Annotated in this window: 12 protein-coding genes and 1 tRNA gene; 7 read left to right on the top strand and 6 right to left on the bottom strand. The window is 35.8% G+C overall.

Annotated features, from left to right (window positions below):
• On the bottom strand, positions 1–925 hold a 925-nt coding region (locus tag IQ247_RS28085; RefSeq protein WP_193925010.1), incomplete at its 3' end, for a PDZ domain-containing protein.
• Positions 926–1,821: 896 nt separating this feature from the next.
• On the opposite strand from IQ247_RS28085, the gene IQ247_RS28080 reads away from it, so the two are divergent.
• Both IQ247_RS28080 and IQ247_RS28075 read left to right on the top strand, forming a co-directional pair.
• Positions 1,822–2,025, top strand: a complete 204-nt coding sequence (locus IQ247_RS28080; protein ID WP_193925008.1) for a hypothetical protein — start codon at positions 1,822–1,824, stop codon at positions 2,023–2,025.
• A gap of 124 nt (positions 2,026–2,149) precedes the next feature.
• Positions 2,150–2,545 (top strand): hypothetical protein, encoded by a 396-nt coding sequence (locus IQ247_RS28075; RefSeq protein WP_193925006.1) that lies wholly within the window; start codon positions 2,150–2,152, stop codon positions 2,543–2,545.
• Positions 2,546–2,713: 168 nt separating this feature from the next.
• Here the strand turns inward: IQ247_RS28075 and IQ247_RS28070 are convergent, their stop codons facing one another.
• The 3 genes from IQ247_RS28070 to IQ247_RS28060 form a co-directional block, all read right to left on the bottom strand.
• Positions 2,714–3,685, bottom strand: coding sequence for an RpnC/YadD family protein (locus IQ247_RS28070; protein WP_193925005.1), 972 nt, complete (start codon positions 3,683–3,685; stop codon positions 2,714–2,716).
• 155 nt (positions 3,686–3,840) lie between these two features.
• Positions 3,841–5,070, bottom strand: coding sequence for a site-specific integrase (locus IQ247_RS28065; RefSeq protein WP_193925003.1), 1,230 nt, complete (start codon positions 5,068–5,070; stop codon positions 3,841–3,843).
• A gap of 385 nt (positions 5,071–5,455) precedes the next feature.
• Positions 5,456–5,527 (bottom strand) — tRNA-Cys (locus IQ247_RS28060).
• 571 nt (positions 5,528–6,098) lie between these two features.
• On the opposite strand from IQ247_RS28060, the gene cpdA reads away from it, so the two are divergent.
• Positions 6,099–6,893, top strand: coding sequence for a 3',5'-cyclic-AMP phosphodiesterase (gene cpdA / locus IQ247_RS28055; protein WP_193925002.1), 795 nt, complete (start codon positions 6,099–6,101; stop codon positions 6,891–6,893).
• 7 nt (positions 6,894–6,900) lie between these two features.
• On the opposite strand, the gene IQ247_RS28050 is transcribed toward cpdA, so the two are convergent.
• Positions 6,901–7,494 carry a chromophore lyase CpcT/CpeT gene (locus tag IQ247_RS28050; RefSeq protein ID WP_193925000.1) on the bottom strand — a complete coding sequence of 198 codons (594 nt, stop codon included), beginning with the start codon at positions 7,492–7,494 and terminating at the stop codon, positions 6,901–6,903.
• A gap of 263 nt (positions 7,495–7,757) precedes the next feature.
• Here IQ247_RS28050 and IQ247_RS28045 point away from each other — a divergent pair, with 263 nt between their 5' ends.
• Positions 7,758–8,972 (top strand): tetratricopeptide repeat protein, encoded by a 1,215-nt coding sequence (locus tag IQ247_RS28045; protein ID WP_193924998.1) that lies wholly within the window; start codon positions 7,758–7,760, stop codon positions 8,970–8,972.
• Positions 8,973–9,333: 361 nt separating this feature from the next.
• Complete coding sequence (locus IQ247_RS28040) at positions 9,334–9,669, top strand: hypothetical protein (RefSeq protein WP_193924997.1); 336 nt, start codon at positions 9,334–9,336, stop codon at positions 9,667–9,669.
• Between the two features lie 413 nt (positions 9,670–10,082).
• On the opposite strand, the gene purH is transcribed toward IQ247_RS28040, so the two are convergent.
• On the bottom strand, positions 10,083–11,627 hold the full coding sequence (gene purH / locus IQ247_RS28035; protein ID WP_193924996.1) for a bifunctional phosphoribosylaminoimidazolecarboxamide formyltransferase/IMP cyclohydrolase: 1,545 nt from the start codon (positions 11,625–11,627) through the stop codon (positions 10,083–10,085).
• A 219-nt stretch (positions 11,628–11,846) separates the two neighbouring features.
• Here purH and IQ247_RS28030 point away from each other — a divergent pair, with 219 nt between their 5' ends.
• Both IQ247_RS28030 and isiD read left to right on the top strand, forming a co-directional pair.
• Entirely contained in the window at positions 11,847–12,482 is a 636-nt protein-coding gene (locus tag IQ247_RS28030) for an alpha/beta hydrolase (RefSeq protein ID WP_193924995.1), read from the top strand.
• A 284-nt stretch (positions 12,483–12,766) separates the two neighbouring features.
• Positions 12,767–12,979, top strand: coding sequence for a protein IsiD (isiD, locus tag IQ247_RS28025; RefSeq protein ID WP_193924994.1), 213 nt, complete (start codon positions 12,767–12,769; stop codon positions 12,977–12,979).
• Positions 12,980–13,255: the final 276 nt, after the last annotated feature.

Here is a 13,255-nt window from a genome sequence, read left to right as displayed (position 1 = left end):
TCTGGTTTTTATTGAAATCACATTGCTCGATACTCCAACGGTTATATTTAGAATCTATTAAAGTTGCTTCAAATACTTGTTGCACATTAGACCCAGATTTTGTATCAAACCCTTTTAGCTTTTCAGGTATTAATATGTTACCTTCTATATCAGTTTTAGCTGCTTCAAAACAAAAGCGGTATTGCTTATTTGACTCTGGGTCTTTCCAATTAAAAGCTTTAGGAGTTTCACCTGCTTTTAACTCCATAAATTCTTGCGGTAAAACTTGCTCAAAACGTCTGAGTAATGCTAATCCAGCAGTCTGAATATCGGGTTTTTCTTCTACTCGTAAGGTGTCTGTCAAAGAAATTCCTGTCTTGAGTGGTAATCCAGTTAATAATAATCCGTTAACCTCCTGTTGATTTGCTAATTGATTTGCAATATTAGTTAAGCTCGGATTGATATTGCTTATAACTGGAAATGGTAATTTGATAAATTTTTGATTTTCTAGTGGTTCCTCGTTAATAATACGTTGGTCTTCTACTTGCAATCCTGGTGTCAAAGTTATGTATCCAGGTGATGGAAAAGAATTTGTTAGATTGTTTTCCGATTGTGTTGCAGTTATTATTGTTGTTTGTTTGTAAGAAATAATCTCACCCTTTGCGGAGTCAATATTGATTTGCTGCTGCTCAAAAGGAATAGTATCAGTTGTCTTACTAAGGTTATTTGTGAAAGAAAAGTTGAATCCAGCCAGTTGATTTTCTTCAAAGACTAAATTCATTTGTATTTCTTTACCATGTTCTAAACTCACCTCCCTTAAAGCTGCTTGTAAATCCTTTATATCCGCTAAATGATGTCTATTATTTAATACTTGATTTACGACCTCAGAAATGTAATTTAAGTCTGATGGGTCAGTAATAAAACAGTCATCAATTGAATTGCTCATGATAAGTAGGTCGGCGTTGAAAATTGTAATTTTAGATAATATTGCTTTGCTTTAGGGGTAAGGGTTTAAAGCCAATTTGCCCAACTGTTACATAGCCCCAGTTTATTTCTACCGACTTACTTAATATCTGATAACTATGTACATTCCTAGTCATATCTCCTCTAATTTTTAAATTTATTCTCTAGTTTTCTGACAAAAATAACTTTTGTAAGTTATTAAATTTATTTTCAATCAAATATCTTTAGTCAATGCTTATCTTATGACGTAAAACGGCTTATCACTATAGTAATAAAAATACTTATGACTATAGTGATAGATATGTAAAAACAAATCGGCTGATACTATTGCTTAATAGCGTATTTACAGTTTTAACCGATAAGTAACTTTAACTAAATTATTTGTTCTATTAAACAAAAATTTTTCAAACAACTGTAAATTTTTAGGTTAATTAAGATATTTTTAGATATACACATAAGTTTTTTTTGGAATGATGACCAATTCTTCTATTCAGGATTATCAATTTATCGATAAGAAGGTAGCAGCGCAATTAACAGGTTTATCCAGTGACACTCTCAAAAGGTATCGTCAAAAAGGCAAGCTCCAAAAAGACATACACTGGGTTTCCGTTAACTCAAGAGTAGTAAGATACAACAAGACTCTATTAATCGATTGGATACAGAATCACCAAAGCAACCCTCAAGCACATTCAAAAGCAGTCGAAAACTACTTATCGTCGCTTCCATCTAGTCAGAAGAAAACGAAAGGAAAACGTTCTTAACGCTTGAATCGTATTTTTTGAAGATTTATTGTTACCACTTGTAACATAAACTAAACCTAGTCTATGGTACAAAAGTCCTACAAGATTTAAGTACATAAATTTTCAGAAGAAAATAGTTATGAAACGAGAAATCCGTCAATCCAGAATCCGTAATCAACTAGAACTAGAATCACTAGATATCAAATATCAATTATGGAGGTTAGATGATACCGAAGAACAAAAATTACGCGATAGCAGTCTTCCGATTGATGATGATTATATGTTTTACGTTCAATTAGGTTGGAGCGATAGAGGAAGTAAAGATAAATTAAAGAAGCGCTGAAGTATTCATTACCTTAGAATGGCTTTTTGGAAAAACTAGTGATTTTTATGATGAAGGGAAAGGTTCATTTAGATTTCCGGTTCTATTAATCATTGAAAAGACGATTGGAATTTTTTATTACTTGATGGTAATTTCCGACCATCGCGGAACAGTTTATTATCGTATGTACCGGATTATTGAGAATAGTATTGAAGGTTATGATACTCAAAGAACTAGAGAACCATTTGAACTAGAGTTCTCAGGACAAGAAATCAATTACTTTTTAAGCTACTTTCATGGTTATATAAGTGGATGCTTTAAAGTAGCCAACTTAATGATTCCAATCCAGCCATTTCTTAAAATAATTAACTCTAACTTAATTTTATATGGATGTAGAGATGGTGATTATTTTGAGGAACAACACGAAACACCAGAAACATTTCATGCATCAATAAAATTATTTTATGAAAATTACGATAATACAGTTGATGTACCAGATGTTACCGAGTTGATAAAACAAATTATGGTGGATAAGAAATAGCTAGAAGGTTTGTATAAATTCTGCTTTAAAAATATAAACAAATGCGCTTCTTAAAAAGCGCATTTCACAATCAATAAGTATGATGTTTGTTGTGTTTAATTCAACCTATTCAAAAATCTGGTAAGTATCGAGTAAATGTTTAAAAGTTTGGAAGCATCAAAACGAAATTTATAAATTAATTTCATTGATAAGTTCTGCAAAAGCTTCCATTGATGAAATTGCGATCGCGTTTCTCAGAAGTGACTTAAGTACAGATACATCATTGATACGATTAATGCTTTCAAGAACGTCGGACGGTATTTCTCCAAAGCGTACTGCTAAAACTTCAACTACACTTTCGCGAGCAATTTCAACTTTTCCTCTCTGCTTACCTTCTTCTATACCTTCTTGCTTTGCTAAACGTTCAATACTAGTTACGTAACGCATTCTACCTGCTTCCTCCTCGCGTTTAAGTTCTGCTTTAAAATCCGCCGCTAGTTCTTCTGGTAAAGACATTAGCCAATCGATAAACCGGAATAATGCAATAACTTCTTCTCGGCTATATCCTTTTTCAAACAACATTCGTACTAGTCTTAGCTTCCACTGTAACCTACTTTCAGGGTTTTGGTTTGTGGCTTTGGTACGTAAATGTGCCATGACAACAATACTGAAAGGATTTGTGGTTTGCTCTAAGGTTTGCCATTGGGATTCATAGTCTAATAATTTCACAACTGGGAATTCCAAGCTTAAGCGACATTCTCCAAGCGAATACCCGTAACTTGATGGTCTCCAATTTGGCTGTTCGTCTGCAAGTACGGCTAAACTAATAACTTTTGTTTTGTGTCGGTCAAACAAACGGTAATGATAAATATACATTCGTTCGGGAAAGTTCTTATCGAATTGGCTCTGGACTTCGACATGAATAAGTATCCAAGCTTCTTCACCATTGAGTAAGTAAACCTTAGCAACTTTATCGACTAAGCGTTTTCCAATTTCTGCATCTGGTTCGAGCTTCTGTAGTTCACTATCAAGAAATTCATAGGGTTTTGTCCAATCGATAATAGAATATACTGTTGGAAAAAAGAATTCTAAAAAACTAGGAAAAAAATCTTCAATTATTTCCTTCCAAGGATTATCATACTCTGTCCTTTTTTTAGTCATCAGTTATTTATTTGTAAGAACACTTATTTAAAATAATAGTTTAAATTGATAAAAATAATCCATTTTTTCAGGCATAAATTATGTCTTATAAAATTAACATTTTTGATACTTATATTTGAATTGATGATACATATTTTTATCTTGATTCAAACTAATTATAATTCTGGAACCTCTAAATTAGGCTTGCTACCTGCATAATGTTTATAAATAACTTCTGGGGAATTACCAACCCATTTTCCTATATCCTTCGCATCAATATCAGCCTCTAAACAAAGGGTAATGAAAGTGTGCCTACATTGATAAGGCTTGCGATATTCACTTACCACACCTTGTTTTACAAGTTTAGTTACAATTCCATCTATTTGTTTACCGCGATGATTTTTATAGCCTTTCCATGCATGATTAAGAAAATCACCAAAGTCTACTATGCCTCCTTTTTTACTTTTAAAAATAAAATCGTCTGGATTATTATTTTCATACTTAATTGATAAAAGTATTTCGAGTAACTGATTATTTACCGGAAAACGTCTTTGACTTTGAGTTTTTAATCCATTTTTAACAGCGAGTCCTTTACTGCTGATTGTAATAGCTTGCTCAAAAGTTATGTACTTATCGTTAATATGTTTCCACTGCAAAGCTATAGCCTCTGATGGTCTACATCCAGTGAAAAACAAAATTTTTACTAAAGGAGCATAGTAACTATAAAGCTTACTTTCATCAAAGGCTTTAATTATTGCATCACGTTCTTCAGGAGTAAATGGATTAATTTTATATTCTGTCGTCTCCGACTTAGGAATCTGAATGTCTTTTGCCATTTCTTGGAAGGGGTTGGACTCAATCAATTTACTTTTCATTGCCCAATTGCAGCAGGCATTTATATTTGTTAATGTACGTTTGGCTGCATTAGGAGTGAGATTTGCAATTAGATAATCCCTAATCGCAACTGCATCATCTAAGTTTTTTGTAGGTAAGCTAGTGATGTGGTTCCGGTACTTCCGATAATCAACAGCATAGGTAGAAGGACTTATCTGCGGTTTCTTGAATTGAGTGTATTGTTCCCATAACTTTTCTAAGTCCTGAGTTGGAGTTGTTGAACGAGAAGAAGGAGTAACTGTTTTGAGTGAAGCTGTTGGCTTGTATTTAGCCAAAGTCGCATCAAACTCACCATAGTCAATATCCCTTTGAATCTTCGCAGCTATTATAGAAGCTTGCTGTCTTCCCAAGGGTGTATCGTCATGTTTGGTTGAAAGGTAAAAACGTTTGGTTTTTATTTCTCCTGCTTCATTCGTAACGGGATGAGAAAAAACTATTTGAAGCCTACCATTAGAATTTTTTATTTGTACCGAACCGGGTTTAGAAGCATTGGATGATTTTTTAGAGGACATAGAGTCAACCGCTCCTTCAAAAAATAATGATAATTTCTATTTATTACGCACTTTCAGATCGGGAATATTTATTTAGTACTTAAGTACTATTTTTTATAGTACTACTGCTAAGAACAGGAGTGTTATCTAATCCAATGATTAACCATACACATAAAGGTTATAAAGGAAATTATATTAAACAATTAGTTACTTTACCCCAGTTTTACCCCAAAACATGGGATTGGGGTAAACACCTCTACCTTACAAAATTTACCCCAATTTTACCCCAGTTGTTGCCCTAAACTACTCAAAAATGACCTAAAATTATATGGAAGCCTGAAAAATCAGTCCTTGCGGACAAATTAAAAAAGGGCTTGGAAGCCCTGTAATGCTTGTATTTCTTTAAAGGCGACACCCGGATTTGAACCGGGGGATAAAGGTTTTGCAGACCTCTGCCTTACCACTTGGCTATGTCGCCGCATTTGCCATTTCTTATCTTACCAATATTTTATCTAAAAATCTACCCCCCGCCGTAGATTATTTTATTAAAGACTTTTAAATTCTTACGGTTGTATTTAAATACTGCTGACAACATTTAATTAAACATTTCGTTTACATAGGGAGTAGGAACTTACAACCTTTAACCTTTAACCAAAATCATTACCATCTTTTAAGTTATCCGTCCAGACTTGCATTAACCTACATCTATGCTAGGATTTTCGGTTATGTAGAATACATATTTTTCTCTGTAAAAACAGTATTTATACTTCTTAAGGCATAAGTACTGTAAAACATAAACAAATATTATTCTATGTCTTAGGATAGATGAAAAACATCAAAAAAAAGCAAATTAGTATAATATGTTAAAGCTTGTTCTCGGTTATTACTTAAAAAAAATCACAAATAAGTAAATATACATTACCTAGAAAAAATTGAGAACTGGCTGTATAAGTATGTTGCTAAAAAAACATGGTTCTACTATCGCATAAGTAAGTTATGACTAACAAGGAGAATTGGATATTAAGACTCTTAGATTGGTACCATCAAAGATGAAGCAGGTTTACCCGATAACCATCGGTCAAGTCACAGATATGCATCTATTTGCCTCGGAACAGCAACAACTCTTGGGAATCCCAACGATGGATTCTTTCCATGCAGTTATCGAGCGCTTAAAAAAACTTCGAGAGGAGCTTGATTTATTGTTATTGACGGGGGATTTATCGGGTGACGGTACCCCGCAATCTTATTCCAATTTACAAAATTTGATCAGTTCGTTATTTCTTCCTAGTTATTGGCTGCCAGGAAATCACGATGATTTTGCGACAATGAGTGAAGTTTTAAATCTGGGACTGGTTTCTCGACGCAAGTGTTTTGAACGTGGGGGATGGAATTTTGTATTGCTAGATTCCTCCGTTGCTGGTAAAGCACATGGTTATTTGCGTCAGGAAACTTTAGAATGGCTGGATTTACAGTTGAGTAAAATTGTTGATAAACCAACAGCGATCGCAATACATCATCCTCCCTTTAAGGTAAATTCTCGCTGGTTAGATAAAAGCCAATTGCAAAACTCCGAAGAATTTTTTGCAGTTTTGGACAAATACCCCCAAGTTAGATTAGTATTATTTGGTCATATACACCAAGAATTTTACACTCAGCGACGAGGTGTTGATTATTTGGGAACCCCTTCAACTTGCATTCAGTTTCAGCCAGGAAGCAAGAAATTTGCTCTTGAGAGAAAACCCCCAGGATTCCGCTTGATGAAACTTTATCCCAATGGAACTTGGGAAAGTTGGGTTGAACGAGTTCCCTACTTTCACACTGTAGAGTTAGTAGCCAACGGATAATGAACTACTATGCAATTTTTACTTCGTCAGCAAAACTTTGCCAGCGGACAAAATGAAACGCACCTGCGACTGAACCCCAAATATGCTCGTCAGTTTCTAAATCTCTTCCTCTGTCTTTGCTGATAAATTTTTCTGCATCCATTTCAAATTCGCTGTCAAGGTAAGTATTTTTTCCTTTACGAAATACAATGCAGCTTTTACCTGGTTCTACCATCCCTTTGAAACTGTGACCAGTCCATTCTACAATCATGTTACAGCCGGATAGTTTTTCCAAGTCATTTGGCTCTAAAGTTTGGAGAAGTTCTAAATTTCGCGATGCACCATAGAATTTTTCCGCATTTTTAACTCTATAATTCTCAATTTCGATATGATTTCCTGCATCAACTAACTTATTAACTGCAACCCGATAGGGATCATTGAGCATATAATCGTAAGCCTGCTCAACATAAAAACTGACTCCAGATAATAAATCTAAAGGTAGAGGACGCATACATACTCGAATGTGAGCGAAAAAAGGAGGATTTTCAAAAGCTTGTTCTTGATTGCTAAAATCAGAAGCCATCCAGCGAGCTAAAGTTGGGATATCTGTGGAGTGTGTCATTATATAGGTTTTGGATACTGAAATAAAATTTTAATAGCGTTATATTACCAAGTAAACTACCCGCTTGTTTTACTGAGTTTGATAAAATCAACACAAATTAGTCAGAAAAACAATGCTAGTTAACCTTTGATACATTAAAAATATTAATGGAGAAAACTTTAACAGATATTCGTCAAATGATTAATTGATATTTAATAATTTTTATCATTGTTAATTCTAACGACCATAACCTTTGACCTTTAACCTTAAACCTTTAACCTTTTATGATTAATATCCAACGCTTAAGTATTACCATTACTACAACTCTGACAATTTGTTTGCTTTGGACTTCCTTAGTATTAGCCAAAGAAAAAAAACCCAGACCACCGAAAAAGTTTCCACCTTCTCCCTTAGAGATTACCGTACCCGACCCATTATTACCGAGTTCGGTCAACAAAAAGCCCTTAAGTGATGAAGAACTCAGTTTTTTATCAGAAGCTTTGGATCAACTCGATCGAGAAGCAACCGCAAAATTGCAAGCAGGTGATACCGAAGGAGCATTTGCCACTTGGAACCGAGAATTACGCTTGCGTCGTTATTTGGGTACATTAGCAGAAATTCAAGCACTTTCAAGAGTTGGTGGATTTGCTTACACCAAAAACGATCGCCAACAAATCAGATATATTACCCAGCGATTACAGGCAATTCAAAAGCAATCTCAGCAAACAACTGATTTACAGGTATTACAGGCTTTAGGTGACGCTTACCTTCAAGTGCGATCGCCATCTTTAGCAGTGGAAGTTTATAACCAAGTTTTGATCATTGTGCGAGCAAGTTCGGATATTGTCAAGGAGGTAGATACGCTGAAAACTATTGCTAAAATTCATCTGGATTGGTTTGATTATCCAGCCGCTGCAACAACTTATGAACAATTACTAAATCAGGTTTCTAATAGTAACGATATTGAAGAATCTTTAAAAGATTTAGCTTACATTTATGACCGAACAAAACAGCATCAAAAAGCTATAAATGCACGTCAAAAGTTATCATTACTTTACCGCCAACAAAATAAGATTACAGAATTAGCCGCATTAAAATTAGCGATGGCTTCAAATTACGAAGCTTTAGCAAAGGAAAATCCCGAACAGCTAGATGCAGCTTTTCAAAACTACCAAGAAGCCTATACCATGGCTTGGGAATTGCAGCAATATGTACGTGCTGCCGAAGCTTTGCAAAAATTAATTGCATTATATATTGCCAACGATCAAACAGAAGATGCTTTACAAACTAGTCAGATTTTATTACAAGCAGAACAGCGAGCTGCTAATTTTTACGGCATGATGAATACTTACGAACAAATAGGTAAAATTCATCTCCAGCGTCAAGAAAATCAATTTGCGATCGCAGCTTTTCAAAAAGGATTAGAATTAGCCCAGCAATTAGGTTCTGAAACTAACCTGTTTACACAGCAAATTGAAAAAATATCCGGAAGAAATTAAATCAGTTATCAGTAAACAGTTATCAGTTATCAGTTATCAGTTATCAGTTATCAGTTATCAGTTATCAGTTATCAGTTATTCGCTGTTGACTGGTAATGGGTAATGGGTAATGGGTAATGGGTAATGGGTAATTGTTGAGTGTTCCCGAACCAACTTTATTACAAGTGTTTAACCGGACATGATATTATATCAAGCTAGGATGATTAGTTATTATTCCCCCCCCCCAACCCTACTCCCTATTCCCTTTGTTAAAAATTGCTGTTCTAGGTTAAAATAAAAATATTCGATTAGATATTAGATTAGGGAAAATCTCTGGCAGTAAGTTCTATCAAATGGTAAACATTCACTGCTAAGAGTGTTCATGTCTAAAAATAACGAATCACTGCGAATTGAAGAACTTTACAGATTAAAGCCAGTACACTTTGCTGACTTGATTAGAACTGCACAATTGGTTTTTGATCCCAGCAAAGGAATTAGTGGAATTGAAAGAGAAATCGATTGGAACGATTTTGGTATTCCCGATGCGATTGCTTCCAATCTCCGATTACTCGGTGAGGAATTTCAATATTCCTCTCCTCACATCCCTGTTGAGTATATTTGGGGAAAGCTAACTCCCGAAACTCGGATTTGGTTTGTTGAAAATAAAGATCGATTATGGTTTATCGAGGAAGCTTTCCCCGCTTTGGATGAAGATTGAAGAGGTTGGGAGATAGGGAATTATGGCGACGCTAATTATAAATAGTGATAGTTGATAACTGGTTGCTGAATATTCAAAAAACAAAAAGCGTTCGGGAGTGTTGCCGTGTTTCCACCCCAAACGCTTTTCGCTTATCACTTGCTCCTCACACACAATCATACTTTAGCATTAGATATATCAATACACAAGTATGTTGGGTGACAGTTTGAAAATTGAACCTATCTGGCAATTATGCAAATCAAAATCAAAATTAAAAAGCAAAAAGCGCTTGGGAGTGTTGCCGTGTTTCCACCCCAAACGCTTTTCACTTTGCTCCTCACACACACAAATATAGATTAGCACTAGTTTGATCAAATGAAAAGCATTTTAGACAACAATTTGCAAAAATCATCAATTTTTATGGTATAATTCTCTCAATGCAAAAAATGTCTGTTGCCGGTAAAAACCATTGTTAAGCCTAATTCGTTAGCAGCTTGGATCGAATCTTGGTCTCGTAAACTTCCCCCCGGTTGAATAATTCCCCTAATCCCGGCTGCTGCTGCGGTTCTAACTGAATCATCGAAAGGAAAGAATCCGTCGCTAGCAAGAAATCCCCCTGTTGCTTTTTCTCCCGCTTGTTCGAGGGCTATTTTCACAGAGCCAACTCGGTTCATTTGCCCTGCACCCACTCCCAAAGTAGTGCGATCGCGACTCACAACAATAGCATTTGATTTAACGTGTTTACAAATTTTCCATGCAAAAAGTAATTCTTGAATTTCTTTTTGATTGGGTTTTTTCTCGGTGACTATTTGCCATTTATTAGTCTCGGTTAAAATATCATCAGCTGCTTGGACGAGAAAACCACCTGCAATAACTTTAATAGTTTCTTTCGCTCCATTTTGTAAATCCGGTAGTATTAATACCCGCAGCTTGGATTTAGCGGCAATAATTTCTTGAGCATCGTCTTCACAACCTGGTGCAACTACACATTCTAAAAATGTTTTTGTGAATTCGGTTGCTGTAGCTGCGTCAATTGGTTGATTTAAAGCGACAATTCCTCCAAAAGCAGAAATTGAATCAGCGTTAAAAGCTTTTTGATAAGCTTCTACCAGAGTATTTCCCAAAGCTACACCACAAGGATTAGTATGTTTGAGAATTACTGCTGCGGGGGTGCCAGAAAACTCTGTAATGATGCGTCTAGCGGCTTCTAAATCAACTAAATTGTTATAACTGAGTTCCTTTCCCTGTAATTTAGTTGCAGCAGCCCATCCGCTCCGAGTAGCTCCTGTATAATACCAAGCAGCGTTTTGATGGGGATTTTCGCCGTATCGTAGTGATTGTACTTGTGTTCCAGAAATGCTAAATTGCTGCTTGCTATCTTGATTTTGAGAAACTTGATTGCTTAAATAAGATGAAATGGCTTGGTCGTATTCAGAAGTATGTAAAAATCCTTTTAAAGCAGCTTGTTGACGAAATTGTAAAGAAACTTCACCGTTATTTTGACGTAACTGCTGTAAATATTCTGTATATTGTAGCGGGTCGCATAATACTGTAAGATAGGTAAAATTCTTTGCAGATGCTCTTAACATTGCCGGACCACCGATATCGATTTGTTCGATAGCTTCGGGTAAAGTGACACCCTCCTGAGCAATAGTTTCTGTAAAAGGGTAAAGATTTACAACCACCAAATCAATGGGACGAATGTGGTTATTTTGCAAATCCATAATATCTTGAGAATTATCTCGTCGTGCTAAAATACCGCCATGAATTCGCGGATGTAAAGTCTTCACCCGTCCACCCAAAATTTCCGGGGAACCTGTATAATCAGCAACTTTCGTAACAGTTAATCCGGCATTTTGTAAAACTTTAGCGGTACCTCCACTGCTGATAAATTCAAAGTTAAACTCTTCTTGTAGACTTCGGGCAAATTCTACTAAACCTGTTTTATTAGATACACTCAGCAGTGCGAGACGCGCCATAATTGATAATTTTCCTAGAATCTGAATTTATTAGCTTGGAAAAGAATATTTTAGAACCAAGCTGGCACTTTATAAACACTTTCTATTCAAAAATTTTTTAGGAAGTGCGGATTAGGAAGACAAGCAATTTTTGCTTCTGATTAGATAATTCCTCTGGGTACGACCATTATTTGTTATAGATTACTGTAGACCCACTACAGATTAATTAATTGATAACTGATGGCTAATGCTTTGGAATCGATCAGCGTACCGCCAAAAATCGGGGAAACAGCAAAGGGATTAATTGTAATTTTACACGGCTGGGGTGCTAATGCCGAAGACGTAGCATCGATAGTACCTTTTTTACAGTTACCCGAATATCATTTTGTATTTCCGAATGCACCTTTTCCTCATCCTGATTCTCCTATTGGTAGAGCATGGTACGACTTGAGCAGGAATAATATGTATGAAGGCTTAACAGAAAGTCGGAAATTGCTAATCGATTACCTGCAATCTTTAGAGAATAGTACTGGGATACCCTTAAAACAAACAATTTTAAGTGGTTTTTCTCAGGGAGGAGCAATGACTTTAGATGTAGGATTAAAGTTGCCAATAGCCGGATTAATTTCCATGAGTGGGTATTTACATTCAGATATCCAAAATATTGAAACTCCGGCTACAAATTCTCTACCCCCAGTGTTAATTATGCACGGGAAACAAGATCAAGTTGTACCTTTACAAGCTGCTCAAAAAACACGGGATGCATTAAAATTAAGGGCAATTCCTTTGCAATATCATGAATTTGATGGAGGACACCAAATTAGTTCTCAAATGCTGGATGTCGCACGTACTTTCGTTCTCAGCAACCTTAATTAACAGTTAACAGTTATCAGTTAAATCTCAAGGGGCGAAACACCACAAATCATCAGGTGGTACGCATCTAAGAGCGCGAGTCTAAATCTTTCACTATAAGAAAGTACGTACTCTTTACTGTTCACTGATTTAATTAAGGTTACAAAAGCTTTACAAAGTACGGTAAATTTCCGGAAGAAAATTCACGTAATTTGCGTCTACTAATGAGTATTATAGATTGGGTGGCTGCGTCAAACACAGTTAAACCCAGGCTGGATGGTGTTGCTACTTACGGGAGGGGCTAAAAAATGAAGACTTTGACCATTTCTAAAACCGATATTGCCACCATGACTCCAGAGCAAGTGGATAACTTGGCTACTAGATTGGAGCAAGATAACTACAGTAATGCTTTTGAAGGTTTGAATGATTGGCATTTACTGCGAGCGATCGCGTTTCAACGTCCCGAATTAGTAGAATCTTATATCTACCTTTTGGATTTGGAACCCTACGACGAAGCGTAATACAGTTATCAGTTATCAGTTATCACTTATCAGTTATCAATGGGTACCATTTAAAACCCTTGTTCAATAAGGACAAGGATTTACCCACGGACTACCTATTTACGTCATTGTGACAATAGGAAGCATTCACCTGTAGGGTGCGGTTGATCTCAAAAGCTGATTTCTTGCTAAGGAGTGCGTAAGTTCTAAAGCGATACGGTTCAGTTAAGAAAATATTTGAGAATTGAAATTTAAACGAATCAACCTTCTGTAGGGGGTTTGGGGGCGGCAGAATGC

It is taken from the genome of Plectonema cf. radiosum LEGE 06105 (genome assembly GCF_015207665.1).
GTDB lineage: Bacteria > Cyanobacteriota > Cyanobacteriia > Cyanobacteriales > Nostocaceae > Rivularia > Rivularia radiosa_A.
The sequence above is the reverse complement of the archived record's forward strand: the minus strand, read 5'-3'. Positions and strand labels throughout refer to the sequence as shown.

What these genes read in the sequence shown, in the direction of transcription:
- IQ247_RS28080 (WP_193925008.1), top strand. Translation starts at nt 1,822, where the DNA reads ATGAAACGAGAAATCCGTCAATCCAGAATCCGTAATCAACTAGAACTA.
- IQ247_RS28075 (WP_193925006.1), top strand. Translation starts at nt 2,150, where the DNA reads ATGGTAATTTCCGACCATCGCGGAACAGTTTATTATCGTATGTACCGG.
- IQ247_RS28070 (WP_193925005.1), bottom strand. Translation starts at nt 3,685, where the DNA reads ATGACTAAAAAAAGGACAGAGTATGATAATCCTTGGAAGGAAATAATT.
- IQ247_RS28065 (WP_193925003.1), bottom strand. Translation starts at nt 5,070, where the DNA reads ATGTCCTCTAAAAAATCATCCAATGCTTCTAAACCCGGTTCGGTACAA.
- cpdA (WP_193925002.1), top strand. Translation starts at nt 6,099, where the DNA reads ATGAAGCAGGTTTACCCGATAACCATCGGTCAAGTCACAGATATGCAT.
- IQ247_RS28050 (WP_193925000.1), bottom strand. Translation starts at nt 7,494, where the DNA reads ATGACACACTCCACAGATATCCCAACTTTAGCTCGCTGGATGGCTTCT.
- IQ247_RS28045 (WP_193924998.1), top strand. Translation starts at nt 7,758, where the DNA reads ATGATTAATATCCAACGCTTAAGTATTACCATTACTACAACTCTGACA.
- IQ247_RS28040 (WP_193924997.1), top strand. Translation starts at nt 9,334, where the DNA reads ATGTCTAAAAATAACGAATCACTGCGAATTGAAGAACTTTACAGATTA.
- purH (WP_193924996.1), bottom strand. Translation starts at nt 11,627, where the DNA reads ATGGCGCGTCTCGCACTGCTGAGTGTATCTAATAAAACAGGTTTAGTA.
- IQ247_RS28030 (WP_193924995.1), top strand. Translation starts at nt 11,847, where the DNA reads ATGGCTAATGCTTTGGAATCGATCAGCGTACCGCCAAAAATCGGGGAA.
- isiD (WP_193924994.1), top strand. Translation starts at nt 12,767, where the DNA reads ATGAAGACTTTGACCATTTCTAAAACCGATATTGCCACCATGACTCCA.